This is a genomic window from Priestia sp. KCTC 13724, assembly GCF_056820425.1.
The window spans coordinates 1-20,184 of the sequence record NZ_JBXDLD010000174.1; the positions used below are offsets into that span (position 1 = coordinate 1).

The following is a 20,184-nucleotide window of genomic DNA, read 5'->3' on the forward strand; positions in this document are numbered from 1 at the left end:
GATAATCGTCTGTGTAGGTTTCGTATTTGCTTTTCGATTTTTATAATGTTACACGTTTTGACAAATCGGGTTCCCTCCTTATGCATCTCATATTTTCGAGAAACGCTTCGCTGTAACCTACGTAATCGTTTCTCAATTTTTCTTACTTCTTTCGTTTTGTTAATGTTTTTGAACACCATTTCATTCGAGCAAATTGCCAATTCTTTAACTCCTAAATCTACTCCAATTACTTCATTCGTTAATTCTTGTTTTACTTGTTCTTGCTCTACTCCAACAGAGATATACCAATACTTTCCATCAAAAGATACTCTAGGATTGGAATATTTCACTCCCGTAGGAATCTGTTCGGCTGTTTTTAACCAACCTATTTTTTCAATAAGCACCAAATTCTTTTTTACTTTCAGTTTAACATTATCGTTATAAAAAGAGGGTTTGACTTTCTTTTTTGACTTGAATTTAGGGCGCTTTGCTACCCCTTTAAAGAATCTTTTATATGCATCACAAGCATCTTTAACTGCCTGTTTTGCTACATTATTCGATACTTCACCTAACCATTGAAAATCTTCTTTTTTCTTAATCTGCGTAATCTCTTTTCGCAACACATTGTCAGACAAAAACTTTAATCCCTGCTGATAATTCTCTTGTTGTCTAGCCAATGTCCAGTTGTATACCCATCTTGCCACACCAGTAGATTTCCATAGTTGAATTTCTTGTTCTTTAGTTGGTTTAATTCGTATCTTCTTTGCTAGTATCATTCTCTTTCAACTCCTTAATTAATTTCTTAACCTTATTCGCCCGTCTCCCTTGTAATTTGCAACTAAATACAGTAACAATTTGAATTAAATCTTCGACCAACTCTTGATTATCTGTCTTTGGAGTATTGTCGATAACCTCAATCTTTGTTCCGTATTTAGCAAATAAATTTTCCAAGAGTTCAAATCCGAATCGTAATAACCTATCTTTGTATAAAACTACAACTCTATCTACTTTGTAATTTAGGACTAAATCAATAACATCATTTAACCCTTTTTTGTTGTAGTTTATGCCACTACCTATATCTTTCACAATCTTAAATGGATTACCTTGAGACAGTAAGTATGATTCCATGTTTTCCACTTGTCTCTGCAAATCATCCTTTTGCTTATGAGAAGATACTCGACAGTAGCCGATAGTTATTCTCGATTCTGATTCAGGAGAATGTAAACCAAGAAAATATTCAAGTTGTTGTTGAGAGTAATAACGGTGTCCAGAAGGTGCAGTATATTGGGGATTTAATTTATTTGTCTTATCCCAATTTCTTAAAGTCTGAACTGTTACTCCGATTTCTTTTGCGAATTGACCAATACTGTATTTTTTCATACATTTCATTCTCCTTTGAATTAGTGGATAATTCTACTATATTATGAAATGTATGAAAAATCAATAGTTTTTTATAGATATTTATAGATTTATTCTAACTGTTTATTACCTCCTTTGGGACTAAGTGACTCACTTTGTTTTCCTTTTAGAATTACCCGTTTTTCTTTAAAATAAACGACAATAGACATAGAAAAACCACTCATCACGGGGACTAAATTGTTAGCCATCAAAATGAGTGGTTCAAGGGAAGGGGATTAACTTTCTTCAATCAGTTTTTGTTCTTTTTTCGCTTTCTTTTTCAACTTTCGCTTTTCAACTAGATAATAAATGACTGGAATAAAAATGAGCGTAATAATAGTAGCAAAGCTTAGGCCAAATACAATGACAATGGCCATTGGCTGCTGTAGTTCTGTTCCTTCTCCAATACCTAGCGTAAGAGGAATTAAGCCGATAATCGTCGTAAGTGTTGTCATTAAAATAGGACGAAGTCTCGTTGGACCTGCTAGTAAAATCGCTTCTTTTAATTCGTAGCCTTCTTTACGAAGCTGCTGTAAGTAATCGACTAATACAATGGCATTATTTACAACAATACCTGTTAAAATTAAAATTCCAATTAAAGAGCCTACGCCTAAAGGTTGATTGGTAATTAGCAAACCGCTTATGATTCCAATAAAAGTTAGGGGAACGGAAAGCATAATGATAAATGGATACAAGAAAGATTCAAACTGTCCTGCCATTACCATATAAACAAGAACTACTGCTAAAGCAAGTGCAAGTGAAAGCTTATAAAACGCATCATTCATCTGTTCATTCTGACCACCAAATACAATTTTATATTGCTTGTTTGGTAATGAAATTTCGCTTTTTAGCTGCTTTTCAATATCATCTGTAATGCTTCCGAGGTCACGTCCAATAATGTCTGCTGTGACACGAATTTCTCGCAATCGATCTTCACGCGTAATTTGCGATGGACCTTGTCCCCTTGATATATCAGCAACCGCTTTTAGCGGAACCGTTGTACCAGTTGGCGATTTAATTAATAAATTTTCTAAGTCAGATGTTGAAGCTGTATCTTTTCGATCAATTAATAAGCGAACGTTTAGCTCTTCACCGTCACGAGCAAGCTGGCTAGCGACAACGCCTTGTGTAGCTTCTGATATCGTGCTGGAGATTTGTGCACTTCCAATTCCGTATTGTGATGCTTTATCACGATTGATTGAAATCACAACTTCAGGATTTCCATCGTTATAGCTTGACTCGGGTTCTCTTACCCCGTCAATTTCAGATAAAATATCGACAGTTTGATCTGAGATTCTCACTAATTCATCCAAATCAGGGCCTGAAATTTCAAGAGATATCGGATCTCCGGTAAAGCCTCCTTCACTAGATGATACGGTTGCATCAACGCTCGGAATGTCGTTAAGCTTATTGCGGATTTCATCAGCTATTTCTTTATCTGAACGATCTCGCTCATCTACAGGTTTTAATAAGATGTTATAAGTAGCCTGATTTGTATTCGATCCAGCGGAGCCTGAAAAGTTATTCGATCCACCTACGGTAACGGATGATAAGTCAACCTCTGGAATATCTTTAAGAATTTCATTAATTTCTTCCGTTTTCTCATAAGTTGCTTCTAAAGCCGTTCCTTGAGGTAGCTTAGCTGTAACAGAAACGGTGCTTTGATCTTGGGAAGGAAGGAATTCTGTTCCGATAAAAGGAATTCCTGCAAAGGATAAAGCAAATAGAAGTAAAACTGCACCAACTGTTTTTTTCGGATGGCGTAGAGCGGTGTCTAATCTTCGTTTATAAAAATGCTTTACTTTACCAAACAACTTTCCATCTGTATTACTTTGCTCTTTTTCACGTGTCGCTAACTTAAGGAACAGTGAAGAAAACAGAGGTACAATGATTAAAGCTGTAAATAAAGACGCAAGCAATGAAAAGCTGATAACTAAAGCTAACGGCTTAAAGAGCTGCGCAGCCAGTCCATCTACGAATACTATTGGAAGAAAGACAACAACAGTTGTTAGAGTGGAAGCAATGATTGCTGTCCCAACTTGATTTGTTCCTTTAATAGCCGCATCTTTCTTTGATAACCCTTGCTTTCGAAGTCGGAAAATATTCTCAAGAATAACGATGGCATTATCTACCATCATCCCAATTCCAAGTGCTAGTCCACCTAATGTGAGTAAGTTAAGCGTTTGACCGCTAAAGTACATAAATACAAAGGTTGTAACAATTGAAAGTGGAATTGCAAGACCAATAATAATGGTACTACGAAGGTTTCGTAGAAATAGGTAAAGGATAATTGATGCTAAAATGCTTCCGACAATCATATTGGACGTTACGGATTTAATGGACTGATTAATAAAATCACTCTGATCCAAAATCGTATCTATTTTTACACCTTCAGGAAGCGTTTGATTTAACTCTTTCAGCCTGTCATCAATTTCATTTGCTACGGAAACAGTATTTGCCCCTGATTGTTTTAAGACAGAGATTCCAACAGCTTCTTTTCCATTTAGGTAGCTCAGTTGGTCAGTGTCTGCATAAGCTTCTTTTATCTCTGCTAAATTTTCGAGCTTAATAATACCAGACTGTGTAGGAATCGGGAGCTCTTTAATATCTTCAATTGAAGTAAATTGTCCCGTAATCCTTATTGGTAAGTTTTGATTTTGATCTTGAACATTTCCAGCAGGTAAGTTTAAATTTTCTGATCCGATAATTTGTTGAAGGTCTTGTAACGTTAAGTTATAAGAAGACATTTTTTGCTGATCAAGCGTTAGTAAGATTTCTTTTTCCGCTCCACCCGATACCGTAACGGAAGCAACACCATCAGCTCCATCTAGAGCAGCTTTAATATCTTCTTCTGCAATTTGTTTTAAATCTTCTAGAATTTGCTCATTTTCACTTGTTAATGAGAGCTGAACAATCGGTAGATCACTTGGGTCAAAGCGCATGACTCGCGGTAGGGAAGCACCTTCAGGTAGAGCTTCGCGTGCCATGTCGATTCGCTCGCGCATATTTAACGTAGCGAAGTTCATATCGGTTCCCCACGTAAACGAAACAAGCACGAGTACGCCACCGTTTTGAGAGACAGATCGTACGCTTTCAACATTAGGCAACGTACTCATAGAACTTTCAAGTGGTTCTGCAAGCAGGTTTTCGATTTCTTTTGGACCTGCTCCGTCATATGTAGCTGTAACGGCAGCTACGGGAAACGTTAATTCAGGAAATAAATCAACGGGCATGTTTCTTCCACTAACGCCTCCAAGAATGAGAAGAAGAACAAGAACCATTGACATGGCAACAGGGCGAAGAACGGATAGCTTAACTATTTTCATCTTGTTTTTCACTCGCTCGTTGCTTTACTTCATTGCCGTCTTGTATCTGATCTTTTCCATCAGTCACAATGACATCATCTGCTTTTAGACCATCGACAACTTGATACTGGTCGTCATTTGCAAATCCTAATGTGATAGGAGTCTTAACTGCTTTCTTCCCATTAACAATATATACATACGCTTGCTCTTCATCGTACGAGATGGCGCTGGATGGAATGACTAACGCATCTGATAAAGAATCAATTGTTACTTCTCCAGTTGCTTTCATGCCACCTTTTACTTGACTCTTTGCATTTTCAATAGGTGCTTTTACTGTGAACAGTCCAGTTTCAGGATTAGCGGTAGGAGACACGGTTGAAACTTTACTAGTAAATTCTTGTGTTACCCCGTCAAATGTAAGTTTAATTTGGTTTCCAGCTTTTAATTGTGATACTTGATAGCTGTTAACTTGAAAGGTAGCATCCACATTGGATTGATCAATGACCGTCATAAGTGGAGTACTAGGAGCGGCAATTCCATTTTTAACAGCACTGACATCCGCAATCGTTCCGCTTATTGGAGCAGTTAGACGAGTAGATGCAACAATCTGCTCAGCCTGAGCAACTGCTTGGTTTGCTTGTTGTTGTTGCTGCTTTAACTGCGGAAGCATATCAGGAGTTAATGAAATCTGTGACAGAGCCTTTTGAGCTAACTTTGCTTGATTTAATGAAATTTCGAGTCCGCTTTGCACTAAATCAGAAGAGGTTACATCTCCATTTTGAGCTTCCTCTAGCAAAGATTCTGATTTGTTCATTGAAGCTTCAAGTTCCTTTTGAGCCTGTTTAATTTCTTGGGATTGATCAGGCGTAGCTTTTGCTTCTGCTTCTTTAACCGCTTTACTAATATCAGCAGCCGCTTGTCTAGCTTCATTAAGCTGTTTAGTTGCTTCGGAAGCATCTAAAGACACAAGCAAATCACCTTTTTGGACAGTATCACCTACTTTAACATGGACTTTTTCTACGTTTAAGGGGTTTGCCGTTACAATAGGGACTTGTTTTGAAGGCATCGCTACTCCCGATAGTTCAGTGGTGTTAACCAAGTCACTTTTTGAAACTTTTGCTGTTTCTACTACCGGTACGTTATCTTTCGTGTCTTCGGTAGTAATTTCTTGCGGAGCACAAGCGGCTAATAATAAAACAGTCGCAACAGCGCTAAGCTGCAAGATTTTCATGTGTGAATCACCTCGTTGGCCTAAATTTCTTCATAATAAACTACATCGTCTCAGTTTGCCTATTATCTCTTATAAAATTATGATTTTTTTTTTGACAAAAGTCATGCAAAAATTGACGAATACCTATCTTTTAATATACACGTATCTTCCTATTATTTCGCCTAATAAGGTGCTCATGTAAGAAAAAATCCAAACTGTTGATCTTTGATGAAAAAAACAAATAAAAGTTTGACAAAAAAGTGAACAAATAAAAAATTTGAAACTTAATTTGATGTTTAAACGTATTAGTAGTGTGGTAAATAATTAGTGACAGATTTTAAAAATGGTTTTGCACAATAAAATAAGGATACCATTTCAATAAAATTTGTAGTATAATGCAAAATAGATATTATCTTATTTAAAGTAATTATAAAATAATATCGATTTTCATTATCAGTCATTAACTATTTACAATCGTTAACTTTTCATAAAAACAGCACGATGTTAGTATAAAGAAAAATAACTTATGGCTAAGATTTTTTGCCCATTATGACCGATTATGATAGAAGGAGTGAAGGATTAAATGGTTACATTATATACATCACCAAGTTGTACGTCTTGTCGAAAAGCGAAAGCATGGTTAGAAGAAAATGAAATTGCATATGTAGAACGAAATATCTTTTCAGAGCCTTTATCAATTGATGAAATTAAACAAATTTTACGAATGACTGAAGATGGAACAGATGAAATTATTTCAACGCGTTCTAAGACATTCCAAAAATTAGATGTTCAGGTAGACGCAATGCCTCTTCAAGATTTATATGAATTAATTCAACAAAATCCAGGCTTATTACGTCGCCCGATCATCATTGATGAAAAGCGTCTTCAAGTTGGGTATAACGAAGATGAAATTCGCCGTTTCTTACCTCGTAAAGTTCGTACTTTCCAACTTCGTGAAGCTCAACGCCTTGTTAATGGTTAAATAGAACATTAGATATAATATAAAAGCCTTCATGTATAACATGAAGGCTTTCTTGCTCCTATATTATGCTTATTGTGAGCGAAATTTATTAATTAATAGTCCGCTCGCTAAGACCAAGATGACAGTGATGACTGGAATTGATGTTTCAAGCGTATGATTATTGGCGAAGAAGCCGTGTAGGTTCTTTTCGTGTCGAATCATATTTCCTGCTGTGTAAGCTAGAATACCCGCTCCTGCATAAATAAGTAGAGGAAAACGTTCCATTAAGTATAGGATAAGCTTACTTCCCCATACAATAATAGGAACAGAAACGAAAAGACCAATAATCACCAGTAAGATATTCCCATGAGCTGCACCAGCTACGGCGATGACGTTGTCTAAGCCCATGACAAGGTCAGCAAATACAATGGTGCGAACCGCAGCGCCTAATGTAGCACTTGCCTTAATATTGGAGGATTCGTCTTCATTTGAAACGAGCAGCTTAAATGCAATGACTACTAATAAAATTCCACCAATTAGTTGTAAATAAGGAATAGTTAATAAATAAACAGCTAAAATAGTAAGTAAAATACGAACTACAACAGCTAGCCCTGTACCAAGAACGATTGCTTTGTTGCGCTGTTTCTCAGGGAGGTTTCGGCTAGCAAGGGCAATTACAATTGCATTGTCTCCACCTAGTACGATATCAATACCGATAATGAGTAGGATGGAGGTGATTAGTTCCAAGTCCAATATACGTCGCCCCCCGATTTGTGTAACAGTTTGTACTATTACGCAGTATTGAGCCTTCAGTCGTATCATGTTAATGTTGCACCGGCTCGCATGGTTAACAGAGTGTTTTATTTCCCTTCCATAGGATTTTATCATAGAATGGATATATGAGGTGTACAGAAAGATTCTATGCTTGTTTACGTGGAGTTAGAATACTTTACAAATTTGTAAAGTCCATGTAGTATTGCTTTAACATAAAGGAAAATAGTCCTTATTTCGTTAAGGTAATGAGAAAGAAAGACCGTATTGCCTTCACTGATTTTTCCGAAGGGAGAGATGACAATGGAAATCGAACGCATTAATGAAAATACGGTAAAATTTTTTGTCACATACGTTGATATTGAAGAACGAGGATTTGACCGAAATGAAATTTGGTTTAGCAGAGAACGAAGCGAGGAACTGTTTTGGGAGATGATGGATGAAATTCATCAAGAAGAAGAGTTCGTAGCAGAAGGTCCGCTTTGGATTCAGGTACATGCGCTTGAAAAAGGCTTAGAAGTTATTGTAACAAGAGCTCAAATTTCAAAAGATGGTCAAAAATTCGAAGTACCAGTTGGCGAAAATGATAAAATTGATATCCCTGTAGACGGAAAAGTTGAAGCGCTGTTAGATCAGCATCAAGCCAACCAAAAGAAAAAGGATGAGCTTGAAGAGGATGTCATTGAAGATGAAGGCCTGCATTTTGTGGCTCATTTCCGTGACTTAGAAGATTTAATCATGTTAAGCCACCATCTAGAATTAGATGAGCTAATCAATCATATGTATGTGTTTGAAGGCAAATATTATTTATATGTAGAATTTACAGATGATGAAGACTTCGTCACTGAGATTGATAATATATTAAGCATTATTTTAGAGTATGGAAACGAGTCTCATTTAACTGTGCACCGTTTAATGGAATATGGAAAGCAGTTAATGAGCGATAATGCATTAGAACAATTAAAGGCTCATTTTCCGTTAAGATAAAAGTGGCCGATTTCATGTATGTGAAATCGGTCTTTATTATGAACGAACAGCATGTTCATTAGTAGGATAGGTGAATAAAATTGAAAAATCGTTTACAGCTACTTGTGTTTATTACAGGTCTTGTTGTCGTTCTTGTTTTGACAAAAGAGTATTTGAGTGGTCAAATTATTGGGATTCTGAGCTTGCTGATTACCATTAGCGTGATCTTTATTGGATTAGTTATTTCACTTGAAAATCGTCACCCAACCCAAACGTTAACGTGGCTTGTCGTTTTAGGAAGTTTTCCTGTTGTCGGCTTTTTCTTTTATCTACTGTTTGGGCGAAACATTCGAAAGAGACGATTGTTTGCAAAAAAAGCGAAGCTAGATGAGCAGGTTTTATTGAAGATGGAAAGAGATTCTTCAATCTTTGATGAGCAGGTTGAGCGCTTTGGTGAAAAACGTAAACAGTTATTAACATTAGCTACTCAGCTCGGGAAAGCTCCCGTTTCATTTGCGTCTGATACGCGAGCACTCACGAATGGTGACGAAACATTTGATGAAATACTTGAAGCTCTACAGCATGCGCGTCACCACATTCATATGGAATATTACATTGTCAGACATGATGACCTAGGACAAAAAATTAAAGATATTTTGATTGAAAAAGTACAAGAGGGTATTTATGTGCGCTTTTTGTACGACGCCGTTGGAAGTTTTAAGCTTTCTAAGCACTACATTCACGAAATGCGAGAAGCAGGCGTAGAAATGGTACCATTTTTACCTGTTCGCTTGCCGCTGTTAAACAATAAAATTAACTTTCGAAACCACCGTAAAATTGTAGTGATAGACGGAACGATTGGATTTGTCGGAGGGTTAAATATTGGGGATGAATATCTTGGTCAAAGTCGACACTTTGGCTTTTGGCGTGACACGCATCTTCAGGTTCGTGGCGAAGCGGTGCGCTCTTTACAACTAATTTTCTTACAGGACTGGTATTATATGACGGGTCAAACGCTGTTAACCCAAACCTATTTGTCACCAGACTTAATTGATGTTGATGAGGAGAGCTGCGGGGGAGTTCAAATGATTGCTGGAGGTCCGGACCGAGAATGGGAAGTTATTAAACACTTATTTTTCTCCATGATTACGTCAGCGCGAGAATCAATTTGGATTGCATCACCGTATTTTATTCCTGATGAAGATATCTTCACAGCGCTGAAAGTAGCAGCGCTTAGCGGAGTAGACGTTAGGTTACTTGTACCAAAAAAACCAGATAAAAAAATCGTTTTTTATGCTTCACGCTCTTACTTTCCAGAGTTACTAGCAGCAGGAGTGAAAGTGTATGAATACGAAAAAGGCTTCATGCACAGTAAAATTGTGATTGTGGATAAAGAAATTGCATCGATTGGTACTGCCAACATGGATATGAGAAGCTTTCATTTAAACTTTGAAGTGAATGCTTTTCTTTATAAAACAGCAAGTACTCAAAAGCTCGTTTATGAGTATATGCAGGACTTAGAGGTGTCTTCGTCACTTCATTTAGATCAATTTCAAAAGCGTCCCATCTTGCAGAGAGTTTTCGAGTCAACATCTCGATTATTATCACCTCTACTCTAAGAAAGACTGAGACATAAGTAATTCAGCCTCTACTATACCTGAACGATTGAGAGTTCATAACTTTTAATCGTTCAGGTTTTTTTTGTTGATTGTGAAAACAATGTTGGAAACAGGGTGGAATGGAGCGTAGGACACTCGACTCCTGCGGGAAAGAGAGGGAAAACGGAGATCCCGCAGCGCAGCGAGGAAGCTCAGGTTCCTCCCCGCGGAAAGCGAGTGACCGTAGCGCAATGGAACGAACGTGTGGAGACAAATCAAAGAGATGGGAACAGCTAGTGTTCGTCTTTTAGAAGCAATCATTTTGTTATGTCCCAAACTCTTTTTACAAAAAGAAGGGATTTGCTAACCTTTAACGAATATACAGTAAGAATTCAATAAGGAAGGAGTGTTAGCCATTGCTCGTTGCAAAAACAGTCCATAATCGCTTGGTTTCATTAGCCAGTGGCTTTACAGAGGCAGAGCTTCGGCGTTTGCAAAAAACGGGGTCTTTTTATTGTCCAGCTTGTAATGAATCTGTTGTGCTTCGCGTAGGAGTAAAGCGCTGTTCCCATTTTGCGCATCGAAAAAAAGAGTGTACAGTTGACCAGGAAGGAGAGAGCGATTATCACGTAACAGGAAAGCTCCAGCTGTTTCGTTGGTTACAAACTCATACCTCAGCTCAGTTAGAGCACTACTTGCCTCAAATCCAACAACGTCCAGATTTGTTTGTTGAAGTAGGAAAAGCAGCTTATGCATTTGAATTTCAGTGTGCTTCATTGTCTACTGAAGCGTTCGTTCAGCGAACAAGCGGCTATAGAACGCAAGGGTATCACCCTTTTTGGATAATGGGCGCAAATCGATTAAAACGCTTAGGTACCTCACTTTTTCGCCTATCTCCTCAAGAATGGCAGTACCTCACTCTCACCGACCAATCGCCAACTCTTTATTATTTTTCACCCTTCACAAATGAGTTAATCAAACTTGAGCATATCATTCCGTTTTCCTCCCAAATTGCTTTTGCTGAATTGAAAATTCTCACACCTAGTTCTCATACATTTTCAGAATGGCTTACTTTGCATACGTCTCCTTCTTATCATGAAGGGTGGATTCAAAAAAAGAGGAACTTCCGTACAACATACATGCTATATCCGGGCTTACAATATAAACATTTTTTAGAAAAGCTCTATACCCTTCAAATTCCACCCACTCATCTTCCTTCTGAAGCCGGTTTTCCAATTCCTTCTGCTTTTATGATTGAAACACCTGCTGTCATATGGCAAACTTGGCTATTGCTTGATATCATGCAAGTGAAAAAGGTAGGGGAAGTAGTGAATCTTAAGCAGCTATATATGCAGTTTAGCGCTCGGGTTCGCCAAAAGTTAATTAAATTACGATATGTTCCGTTCATGCAGTCTACAATTGAAAAGCCGCTGTTAGAGTACGTAGAAGTACTATGCAAGCTAAAATTCTTTTCTCCTGTTACGTATGACTCTTATCGAATCGAGAGAGGGTATACAGTTCCTATGCTCAGCTCAGATGCATTCTTAGAAGATGGGTTATTAATGAAAAAATGGTTAGACCAAGCAAAAGAAGTGACACGTTAGCAGAAAATAAGTACGCTTAAATAGAAGCACTGTTTGGGCGTACTTACAGGCTGACTAATTTTTGAAAAGCCACATACAATAAAAAAGGATTCGTCTTCTATATAGCGAAATTAGTAACAGAGACGGAGTAAAAGATGAAAGGGTGTTAATATGAGTGAACAATCCACGGTGAAAAAGCTGCCAAATCGCAGTGAAATTAAAGTAGAAGATACATGGAGATTAGAAGATATTTTTGAAACGGATGAAGCGTGGGAGAAAGAATTTCAAGCTGTTAAAGCGTTAGTTCCGGAAATGGAACAATATCGCGGCAAGCTTGGAGAATCAGCAGACACGCTTTTTAAAGCACTTCAGCAGCAAGATGAACTAACAATGCGGGTCAGCAAGCTTTATACATATGCACATATGAGGTATGACCAAGATACAACGAACTCATTCTATCAAGGATTAAATGATCGAATTAAAATGTTGTATACAGAAATTGCGAGTGCGTTATCTTACGTCACGCCTGAACTATTAGCAGTAGATGAGGAAACGCTAAAACAATATTTAAAAGATAGCAAGGATTTACAGCTATATGCACATGCGCTGGATGAAGTGAATCGTGAGCGTCCTCATATCCTTTCTGAGAGTGAAGAAGCTATTCTAGCACAGGCATCTGAAGCGCTAGGAGCATCAAGTAATACGTTCGGTATGCTGAATAATGCTGATTTAGAGTTTCCATCTATTAAAGATGAAAACGGGGAAGAAGTGGAGATTACCCACGGTCGTTATATTCGGTTTTTAGAAAGCAGTGATCGACGCGTTAGAGAAGAAGCGTTTAAAGCCGTCTATGATACGTATGGAAAGTTTAAAAATACATTTGCGAGTACTCTTAGCGGAACGGTTAAAAAAGATAACTTTAGCGCTAAGGTCCGTAACTACGAATCAGCTCGCCATGCAGCTCTAAGCGCAAACAATATTCCAGAAGAGGTATATGATAATTTAGTTGCAACGGTAAACGAATATCTGCCTCTATTACAGCGCTATATTGACCTACGAAAGAAAGTGTTAGGTGTTGATGAGCTTCACATGTATGATCTGTATACACCGCTTGTGCAAGACGTCAAAATGGAAATACCATATAGCGAAGCAAAAGATTATTTATTAAAAGGTTTGGCGCCGCTTGGAGAAGAGTACATTTCCATTTTAAAAGAAGGATTTGAAAATCGCTGGGTTGATGTGCACGAAAACAAAGGAAAGCGAAGCGGTGCTTATTCTTCTGGAACATATGGAACAAATCCATATATCTTAATGAACTGGCAGGACAATGTGAACAATCTTTTCACATTAGCTCATGAGTTTGGTCACTCAGTGCACAGTTACTATACGCGTAAAGAACAGCCTTACCCATATGGTGATTATTCAATCTTTGTCGCTGAAGTCGCATCTACGTGTAACGAAGCTCTATTAAATGATTATTTATTGAAAACAATCGATGATGAAAAGAAACGATTATACTTATTAAATCATTATTTAGAAGGCTTCCGCGGTACCGTGTTCCGTCAAACGATGTTTGCTGAATTTGAGCATGAAATTCACGTTCGGGCTCAAAATGGTGAACCGCTAACACCAGAGCTGCTAACAAAGTTATACTATGATTTAAATAAAAAGTACTTTGGTGATAATTTAGTCATTGATGAAGAGATTGGCTTAGAGTGGGCAAGAATTCCACATTTCTACTATAATTATTATGTGTATCAATACGCAACAGGCTTCAGCGCAGCTGCAGCGCTAAGTAAGCAAATTCTTGAAGAAGGAGACGCGGCTGTTGAGCGTTACCTTGGCTTCTTAAAAGCTGGAAGCTCTGATTATCCAATCGAAGTGCTAAAACGCGCAGGAGTGGATATGACAACTGCTGAACCAATCAAAGAAGCATTAGAAGTGTTTAAAGAAAAGCTTGAAGAGATGGAACGTTTGTTAGAGAAAAACTAAGTTTAAATAAACAAAGCTTTGCGCATCCGCAAAGCTTTGTTTATTTAAATCCTCGAAATCGATTAAATGAATTAAGAAGCATAATAGTAATGAACAGAGATAGAAGTAAAAGAGGAGCAGCAATCACAAGCGGTGCAAGCTTCATTAACGACAGTAGATAAAAGACAAAGGAAAAACAGAGAATTGCAATGCTGATGATCACTCCGATGAGCTTCATGTTTGGTCACCTCGCTTGCTTGTCATGCTTGAACTATATGAATCGAGGCACCAAAATATACTTTTTTAAAAAAATCATGAAAATATCAAAAAAGGGTTGTCAAAACTCGACATAATTTGCTATAGTAATAATCGTGAAGTTTATCACAAAACAAACATATACCCCTTTGTTTGACCGTGAAAAATTTCTCCCATCCCCTTGTTGTCTTAGGACAAACAAAAAAGACTTGGCATTTGCCAAGTCTTTTTTGTATTTTAACATCCTTTTTCTAAGCTTCTCCAAAACGTACCGTATTTCACTGGAACTTGTTCTACAAGGCGCTGAAGCTGAAGTTTTTTCAGTTCTCGCTCAGCTTGCTCAATGGATATATCGTAAACAACGGCTACTTCTTTTGCTGCGACAAATTGAAAATAAGCTAAAAACGATCGCAGAGGTGGAAGCGGATGAGGATTGATTTCTTCTTCTTCTAACATTTCATAAATGATGTGTACGTACGTTTCATATGAATAATGCCCAGAAATCTTAATTCCTTCTTCTTCAACTTTTTCATTGAAAAACACAAGGGTCGGAATATCGGTTACGTCCATTTCTGATGTAATCTTTAAATCGCATTGAAACGCTTTTGTAGCATGCTCAGCGTGTAAGTCTCGCACAAATTCTTCGACATCAAGTCCGATTTCTTCTGCACACTTGACAAGCACATCTTCTTTTTCAACGTTTTGTTTCTCTAAAAATAATGCTTCGCGAAGTTTTCGTAAAAAGCGAATGCCTTGCTTTTTTCCCTGTAAACCCGCAGCTTTAATTGCAATCGATGCTGCAAAGGGTGTTGAAATTGGATTCTCAAGCCAAAGGTTACCGTCACAAGACATGCCGGATCGACAAGCAGTTTGCTCCCATGTCTTGGCCATATCTTCAAACTTCTTTTTTGTACCAATGTTTAGCTTCTGCAAATTACTGGTTAAAACATGCTTAAGAGTAATCCAATTTCCATACTCAATCTGCAATTTTTTCAAGATAGGCTCTAGTGCCCAGCATTCCGGACAAAGTGGATCAACAAATACGTAAATTTCCAGTGGCTTCTGATTAGAACCCTGACAAAGGTGTCGCAATGATTGATGTTCGCTGTGTAAATTCTTCAATGTGAAAATCCTTTCTCATCGTTCTGTTCGTGTGAATTAACCATATGTTGAGCAGTCAGAATGAGCCGGTGATAAAGTTCATCTCGTAACGGACCTTCTAATCCAATTTCATCCATTGCCTCATGCATACAATGAAGCCATGCTTTTGCGCGAGCTGGCGTAATTTCAAAAGGCAAATGTCTTGCACGTAACATAGGGTGTCCATGTTCTTCTGTATATAAAGCCGGCCCGCCTAAATATTGTGTTAAAAATTGTTTTTGCTTTCGTGTTGTTTCCGTTAAATCTATTGGAAAGATAGGGGCTAAATCTGGATGACTAGCTACCCTGTTATAAAAAGCATCAACAAGTTTGGAAATCGTATGTTCACCGCCCAATAGTTCGTAGGGAGATTTGACTTTTTCTTTCATGTTGATAACTCCTTTATCCTAGAAATGTACTCCATCAAGTGTGGTGGAGTAGTACCATCGTTTTTCTTAATTTTAGCAGTGTACCTTATTTATCTCAAACTATCCGCTTCAAACAGAAAAGGTGATAGGGTAGCTAGATAAAGAAATAAGTGAAAAAATAGCAGGGTTTATAGAAAAAACTTTCCGTCACATACCCTTTCCGAAAATGATGAGTTATTTTCTACGCATTATAGGTAGACGTAATTTTAGCAACATAATTTTGTGTTTCTTTAAAAGGAGGGATACCACCGTATTTATCGACGTTTCCTGGCCCGGCATTATAAGCAGCAAGAGCAAGCTTAACGTTCCCGTTATATTTATCGAGCATTTGTCGTAAATACTTTGCGCCTCCTAAAATGTTCTCGCGTGGGTTAAGGGCATTTTGAACGCCAAGGTAGTTAGCCGTTGCAGGCATGAGCTGCATTAATCCTAGTGCCCCTGCATAGCTTTTGGCGTTAGGGTTAAAATTAGATTCTTGTTTAATCACAGCTGAAATTAACTTAGGGTCTAAATCATATTTCGAAGCCGCTTCATTAATCAGATCATCAAAGCGTGAGCCAGTGATTGTTGATGTAGGCGAACTGCTTTTTTGAACCGATGTATTCAAATAAGGAGCCGCATTCGTTTGTAAGGGCAGCGCATTAGATCTAGAAGTGAGCTGAGCTGTTTGCTCATTAGCGTTTTTCTCTTCAGATATATATTGTGCCAAAATGTTTGCAAATATCGACGGAGTTAAAAGTGTTGCAGGTGAAGCTGTCGGTCGATTTGCCGTAAATGTTTGCAGGGTCTGTAGCTGTAACCACGTTTGATAAGCTTGAACATCCATTGATTTATTCCTCACTTAATAATTGATATTTGCGATCATAAAAACGTTTGATTTTATTCGCTGTGTTACGCTTAGGGATACTAAAGTCTTGAAGTAAGCTCTCGAATGCAAGAAGTCCTTGTGTTTCATCTTGAACTTCATACTCAATTTCTACATCATCAGTATCCAAATAAAAGCTATGGTCAAATACAAGTAAACCGCTTTTGTATTCAATTTCTGCTCGGTATGTTTTAAGTGTGCCAAAGTAAGCTAAGCGTGATGAAGATATGCCAAGTCTTTGGAGAGCTGCTGTCATTTCAGTTGGAAAATTCTTTGTTTCAGTCATTAGTTCTTGTGCTTCAGATTCTGTAAGATCTATGTGCGTTTCCAATAAGCCATGCTCATGGGGCTGTTTTAAAGTTAAAACAAACTTTCCATTTTTGTTTCGAATTCGTAAAGCTGCCCCTGCGCTTTTTAGCTGAAAGTCATTTGTATCAAAGTAATGATTTTCCTGCATGATAAAGTCGCGATCCGTTAGTTGGAAATAAGCTAGTAACTTTTTAAATTCACTCTTATTTACTAAGTTTTTAAATTCAATTTCAATTTCTTGTTTCATGCTACATAAGCTCCTTTATGCTGTATCTGTAAGGATGTATAATAAGATGTTTTATAATGTTTAGCATAGATATGTTCCTCTTTATGAGATGCAAAACAGATGCATCATTGTCATAAGATTTCATTTATAATCTATCATAAAATGGTTAATTTGTATCGTTAATATCTCGAATCGATAGGCGTTCTGTAAAAGGGATGGAACAGAAAGTAATAGAAAACCCGAATAGATTTCGTTTCGCTTTATTAAACCACGTTTGAATGTGTTAAAATAAGAACGAATTGTATAGTTGGAAGGAGTATATATATGCAAAATCGAATCGAAATCACAACCTGTGTGATGAAGAAAGATGAACTACATTTAAAGGCAGAGGCTATTGAACAACAAATCGAGCAGATTGAAGATATGAAGCAAGTGCTTGCTGATTCTGACAATATGTCATTTGTATACATTGTGGAAGTCAACGAGCAGTTTATGTATGTTGGACTAAGTGACAATATGTGGCCACATTTAAAGAACGTTTTACAAGATGATAAAAAGGTGTTCTTAGAAGTTAATAAGCAAGTCGTTGAGCTAACGGCTATGAAAGAAGAGTTAACAGACTTAATCAGCAACATTGAAGGAAATGTAAACTACGGAGATGATATGGTAGCAAGAGTAGAAGAAATTTTCTTAGATAAAAAAAGCAGATAACAAGGTGAGGGGGATAGCAATGGTAAGGCATTGGGACTTATTTTTAGCACCGTATAAACAAGCGGTAGAAGAACTTAAAGTAAAGTTAAAAGGCATGCGCTCTCAATACGATATGAGATCTACGCACTCTCCAATTGAGTTTGTGACGGGCCGAGTGAAACCCATTGCTAGTATTTTAGATAAAGCGGCAAGAAAAAACATTTCTTTAGAGCGTTTAGAGGAAGAGATGCAGGACATTGCAGGTCTGCGCATGATGTGTCAATTCACAGATGATATTAAAGCAGTAGTTGAAATTCTGAGGCAGCGCACGGACTTTAAAGTAGTAGAAGAGCGAGACTATATTACTCATCAAAAAGAAAGTGGATATCGCTCCTATCATATGGTGATTTGCTATCCTGTTCAGACCATACACGGAGAAAAGCAAATTTTAGCAGAAATCCAAATTCGTACGTTAGCGATGAATTTTTGGGCCACGATTGAACATTCTTTAAACTATAAATACAGTGGCAATTTCCCTCAAGAGATAAAAGAACGACTTCAGCGAGCATCAGAAGCAGCTTTTCAACTAGATGAAGAGATGTCAAAGATTCGAGGGGAAATACAAGAAGCTCAGGTTTTCTTTTCGCGTAAAAAAGAAGTAGAGAATACAGAAAATGAATAAAGAATAAAAAGTCAAATCAGGTTTTTCAACACAGATAGGGGGGAAGAAGGTGAGTAATATCAAGTTTGCTATTACGTCCAGGGGCGATCAAGTTTCAAATACATTAATGGAAAGAATGAAAACATACTTATTAGATTTTCACTTAGAGCACGACGAAGATGAACCAGACATTGTCATTTCAGTGGGTGGAGACGGCACGCTATTGTATGCTTTTCACCATTATCAGCACCGGTTAGACAAAACGGCTTTTGTTGGAGTACATACAGGACATTTAGGCTTTTATGCAGACTGGACACCGGATGAAATTGAGAAGTTAGTCATTGCTATTGCGAAAACACCTTATCAAGTTGTTGAATATCCGCTACTTGAAGTTATTATTCGTTACACAACCGGAGAAAAGGAAGCTCGTTCTTTGGCGCTCAATGAGTGCACGGTCAAAAGTGTTGAAGGCTCACTTGTGATGGATGTTGAAATTAAAGGACAGCAGTTTGAAACATTCCGAGGCGATGGATTATGTATATCAACTCCATCGGGAAGTACGGCTTACAATAAGTCTCTTGGAGGTGCTATTTTACATCCGTCACTGCATGCGATTCAGATTGCTGAAATGGCATCTATTAATAATCGTGTGTTTCGTACAATTGGATCTTCGCTCGTGTTACCAGGGCATCATACGGCTTTATTAAAGCCTGTTAATTACGCAGATTTTCAAATCACCATCGATCATTTAACGTTGTTACATCAAAATGTTAAGTCTATTCAGTGTCGAGTTGCGAATGAAAAGATTCGTTTCGCGCGCTTCCGAGCTTTTCCGTTTTGGCAGCGAGTAAGAGATTCATTTGTATGTGATTAAGTGGAGAGATATAATATGCACAAGCTATTTACATTAAGTTGGCACGTAACAGATTCATTTAGCGGTTCTTTATTACGCGACTTTCTAAAAAGGCATCATATATCTCGAGCAGCATTAACGGATATCAAGTTTAAGGGTGGTTGTATTGAAGTAAATGGTGAGAAAGTAAATGTTCGACATATACTCACTATCGGAGACTTTGTGAAAGTGACGTTTCCACCTGAATATCCAAGTGAAAATCTTCATAAATCACCTCTACCGTTAGATGTGATTTATGAAGATGACTACTTGCTAGTCATTAATAAATCCGCTGGTATGCCTAGTATTCCAACGCGAGAGCACCTGAATGATTCGCTAAGCAATGCGCTGCTGTTTTACTATGAGCAAAACGGTATTGCTTCTACGGTTCACTTAGTGAATAGACTCGATCGCGATACTTCAGGTTTATTAATAGTTGCTAAATACCGCCATGTTCATTTCTTATTTTCTCAAGCTCAAGAGCAAAGAGCGATTAAGCGTACATATCGTGCGCTTGTTCATGGAACTCTTTCAAAAAAAGAGGGAGTAATTGACGCCCCAATTGGAAGAAAGAACGATAGTATTATTGAAAGAATGGTACGCTCAGACGGTCAGCATGCCGTTACGCATTACAAAGTGATACAAGAATACGATGGGTTCTCTGAAGTAGACTTGAAGCTGGATACAGGGCGTACGCATCAGATTCGCGTTCATATGGAGTATTTGGGAAGTCCTTTACTAGGTGACTCTCTATACGGTGGGAACAGAGAGAAGATAAGCAGACAGGCGCTACATAGCTATAAGCTCACGTTCTTTCACCCTATTTTGCAACGTGAACTAGCATTTCAATCACCGCTTCCTGAGGATATGCAGCGTTTAGTTCAATAAAACAGAGGGTAAATACGATAAGGGGCTGTCTAATAAGTCCCTCTAAATAAAACAGGTGGAGAAAAACGCAATGTTTTTCTCCACCTGT

20 protein-coding genes are annotated in these 20,184 nt (G+C 37.8%); 10 read left to right on the top strand and 10 right to left on the bottom strand.

Annotated features, from left to right (window positions below; translation table 11 throughout):
• The 4 genes from AC1UFB_RS19840 to AC1UFB_RS19855 form a co-directional block, all read right to left on the bottom strand.
• A partial coding sequence (locus AC1UFB_RS19840; RefSeq protein WP_482589891.1) for an RNA-guided endonuclease InsQ/TnpB family protein occupies positions 1 to 755 on the bottom strand: 755 nt, incomplete at its 3' end.
• Positions 727 to 1,359 carry an IS607 family transposase gene (locus tag AC1UFB_RS19845; protein WP_482589893.1) on the bottom strand — a complete coding sequence of 211 codons (633 nt, stop codon included), beginning with the start codon at positions 1,357 to 1,359 and terminating at the stop codon, positions 727 to 729. The genes AC1UFB_RS19845 and AC1UFB_RS19840, both read right to left, overlap by 29 nt.
• 254 nt (positions 1,360 to 1,613) lie before the next feature.
• Positions 1,614 to 4,703 carry an efflux RND transporter permease subunit gene (locus AC1UFB_RS19850; RefSeq protein ID WP_482589895.1) on the bottom strand — a complete coding sequence of 1,030 codons (3,090 nt, stop codon included), beginning with the start codon at positions 4,701 to 4,703 and terminating at the stop codon, positions 1,614 to 1,616.
• Entirely contained in the window at positions 4,690 to 5,913 is a 1,224-nt protein-coding gene (locus AC1UFB_RS19855) for an efflux RND transporter periplasmic adaptor subunit (protein ID WP_482589897.1), read from the bottom strand. Before AC1UFB_RS19855 ends, AC1UFB_RS19850 begins: the two co-directional genes overlap by 14 nt.
• 562 nt (positions 5,914 to 6,475) lie before the next feature.
• Between AC1UFB_RS19855 and spxA the strand changes: the two genes are divergently transcribed.
• Positions 6,476 to 6,874, top strand: a complete 399-nt coding sequence (gene spxA, locus AC1UFB_RS19860; RefSeq protein WP_025908146.1) for a transcriptional regulator SpxA — start codon at positions 6,476 to 6,478, stop codon at positions 6,872 to 6,874.
• A 69-nt stretch (positions 6,875 to 6,943) separates the two neighbouring features.
• On the opposite strand, the gene AC1UFB_RS19865 is transcribed toward spxA, so the two are convergent.
• A complete protein-coding gene (locus AC1UFB_RS19865; RefSeq protein ID WP_076513375.1) occupies positions 6,944 to 7,606 on the bottom strand; it encodes a TerC family protein in 663 nt (220 codons plus the stop codon).
• A 321-nt stretch (positions 7,607 to 7,927) separates the two neighbouring features.
• On the opposite strand from AC1UFB_RS19865, the gene mecA reads away from it, so the two are divergent.
• The 5 genes from mecA to pepF all read left to right on the top strand — a co-directional run bounded on the left by mecA (position 7,928) and on the right by pepF (position 13,763).
• Positions 7,928 to 8,611: an adaptor protein MecA gene (gene mecA / locus AC1UFB_RS19870; RefSeq protein WP_061785448.1), complete on the top strand. Its 684-nt coding sequence runs from the start codon at positions 7,928 to 7,930 to the stop codon at positions 8,609 to 8,611.
• Between the two features lie 80 nt (positions 8,612 to 8,691).
• Positions 8,692 to 10,209 (top strand): cardiolipin synthase, encoded by a 1,518-nt coding sequence (gene cls, locus AC1UFB_RS19875; protein WP_328101023.1) that lies wholly within the window; start codon positions 8,692 to 8,694, stop codon positions 10,207 to 10,209.
• Between the two features lie 114 nt (positions 10,210 to 10,323).
• The gene (locus AC1UFB_RS19880; RefSeq protein ID WP_156413461.1) at positions 10,324 to 10,485 is read left to right on the top strand and encodes a hypothetical protein; all 162 of its coding nucleotides are present in this window, start codon (positions 10,324 to 10,326) and stop codon (positions 10,483 to 10,485) included.
• A gap of 119 nt (positions 10,486 to 10,604) precedes the next feature.
• Entirely contained in the window at positions 10,605 to 11,792 is a 1,188-nt protein-coding gene (locus AC1UFB_RS19885) for a competence protein CoiA (protein ID WP_328100855.1), read from the top strand.
• A gap of 150 nt (positions 11,793 to 11,942) precedes the next feature.
• Positions 11,943 to 13,763 carry an oligoendopeptidase F gene (pepF, locus tag AC1UFB_RS19890; RefSeq protein ID WP_076513372.1) on the top strand — a complete coding sequence of 607 codons (1,821 nt, stop codon included), beginning with the start codon at positions 11,943 to 11,945 and terminating at the stop codon, positions 13,761 to 13,763.
• 40 nt (positions 13,764 to 13,803) lie between these two features.
• Here the strand turns inward: pepF and AC1UFB_RS19895 are convergent, their stop codons facing one another.
• The 5 genes from AC1UFB_RS19895 to AC1UFB_RS19915 form a co-directional block, all read right to left on the bottom strand.
• Positions 13,804 to 13,980 (bottom strand): hypothetical protein, encoded by a 177-nt coding sequence (locus AC1UFB_RS19895; protein WP_090752849.1) that lies wholly within the window; start codon positions 13,978 to 13,980, stop codon positions 13,804 to 13,806.
• 254 nt (positions 13,981 to 14,234) lie between these two features.
• Positions 14,235 to 15,119 (bottom strand): ClpXP adapter SpxH family protein, encoded by an 885-nt coding sequence (locus AC1UFB_RS19900; RefSeq protein WP_061785626.1) that lies wholly within the window; start codon positions 15,117 to 15,119, stop codon positions 14,235 to 14,237.
• Positions 15,116 to 15,526, bottom strand: coding sequence for a globin domain-containing protein (locus AC1UFB_RS19905; protein ID WP_061785625.1), 411 nt, complete (start codon positions 15,524 to 15,526; stop codon positions 15,116 to 15,118). Before AC1UFB_RS19905 ends, AC1UFB_RS19900 begins: the two co-directional genes overlap by 4 nt.
• Before the next feature lie 220 nt (positions 15,527 to 15,746).
• Complete coding sequence (locus AC1UFB_RS19910; RefSeq protein WP_119543103.1) at positions 15,747 to 16,391, bottom strand: lytic transglycosylase domain-containing protein; 645 nt, start codon at positions 16,389 to 16,391, stop codon at positions 15,747 to 15,749.
• 4 nt (positions 16,392 to 16,395) lie between these two features.
• Positions 16,396 to 16,986, bottom strand: a complete 591-nt coding sequence (locus tag AC1UFB_RS19915; RefSeq protein WP_076513368.1) for a CYTH domain-containing protein — start codon at positions 16,984 to 16,986, stop codon at positions 16,396 to 16,398.
• Between the two features lie 303 nt (positions 16,987 to 17,289).
• Between AC1UFB_RS19915 and AC1UFB_RS19920 the strand changes: the two genes are divergently transcribed.
• Genes AC1UFB_RS19920 through AC1UFB_RS19935 form a run of 4 tightly spaced genes read left to right on the top strand, consistent with a single transcriptional unit; the run spans position 17,290 to position 20,096 of the window.
• Positions 17,290 to 17,676: a UPF0738 family protein gene (locus tag AC1UFB_RS19920; protein WP_025908134.1), complete on the top strand. Its 387-nt coding sequence runs from the start codon at positions 17,290 to 17,292 to the stop codon at positions 17,674 to 17,676.
• Positions 17,677 to 17,695: 19 nt separating this feature from the next.
• Complete coding sequence (gene yjbM, locus AC1UFB_RS19925) at positions 17,696 to 18,337, top strand: GTP diphosphokinase (RefSeq protein WP_025908133.1); 642 nt, start codon at positions 17,696 to 17,698, stop codon at positions 18,335 to 18,337.
• Between the two features lie 58 nt (positions 18,338 to 18,395).
• Entirely contained in the window at positions 18,396 to 19,190 is a 795-nt protein-coding gene (locus AC1UFB_RS19930) for an NAD kinase (protein ID WP_482589904.1), read from the top strand.
• 15 nt (positions 19,191 to 19,205) lie between these two features.
• On the top strand, positions 19,206 to 20,096 hold the full coding sequence (locus AC1UFB_RS19935) for an RluA family pseudouridine synthase (protein WP_482589902.1): 891 nt from the start codon (positions 19,206 to 19,208) through the stop codon (positions 20,094 to 20,096).
• Positions 20,097 to 20,184 lie beyond the last annotated feature (88 nt).

Bases quoted from the DNA above. Each gene is read 5' to 3' on its own strand.
- AC1UFB_RS19845 (WP_482589893.1), bottom strand. From the start codon at position 1,359: ATGAAAAAATACAGTATTGGTCAATTCGCAAAAGAAATCGGAGTAACA.
- AC1UFB_RS19850 (WP_482589895.1), bottom strand. From the start codon at position 4,703: ATGAAAATAGTTAAGCTATCCGTTCTTCGCCCTGTTGCCATGTCAATG.
- AC1UFB_RS19855 (WP_482589897.1), bottom strand. From the start codon at position 5,913: ATGAAAATCTTGCAGCTTAGCGCTGTTGCGACTGTTTTATTATTAGCC.
- spxA (WP_025908146.1), top strand. From the start codon at position 6,476: ATGGTTACATTATATACATCACCAAGTTGTACGTCTTGTCGAAAAGCG.
- mecA (WP_061785448.1), top strand. From the start codon at position 7,928: ATGGAAATCGAACGCATTAATGAAAATACGGTAAAATTTTTTGTCACA.
- pepF (WP_076513372.1), top strand. From the start codon at position 11,943: ATGAGTGAACAATCCACGGTGAAAAAGCTGCCAAATCGCAGTGAAATT.
- AC1UFB_RS19895 (WP_090752849.1), bottom strand. From the start codon at position 13,980: ATGAAGCTCATCGGAGTGATCATCAGCATTGCAATTCTCTGTTTTTCC.
- AC1UFB_RS19905 (WP_061785625.1), bottom strand. From the start codon at position 15,526: ATGAAAGAAAAAGTCAAATCTCCCTACGAACTATTGGGCGGTGAACAT.
- AC1UFB_RS19910 (WP_119543103.1), bottom strand. From the start codon at position 16,391: ATGGATGTTCAAGCTTATCAAACGTGGTTACAGCTACAGACCCTGCAA.
- AC1UFB_RS19915 (WP_076513368.1), bottom strand. From the start codon at position 16,986: ATGAAACAAGAAATTGAAATTGAATTTAAAAACTTAGTAAATAAGAGT.
- AC1UFB_RS19920 (WP_025908134.1), top strand. From the start codon at position 17,290: ATGCAAAATCGAATCGAAATCACAACCTGTGTGATGAAGAAAGATGAA.
- yjbM (WP_025908133.1), top strand. From the start codon at position 17,696: ATGGTAAGGCATTGGGACTTATTTTTAGCACCGTATAAACAAGCGGTA.
- AC1UFB_RS19935 (WP_482589902.1), top strand. From the start codon at position 19,206: ATGCACAAGCTATTTACATTAAGTTGGCACGTAACAGATTCATTTAGC.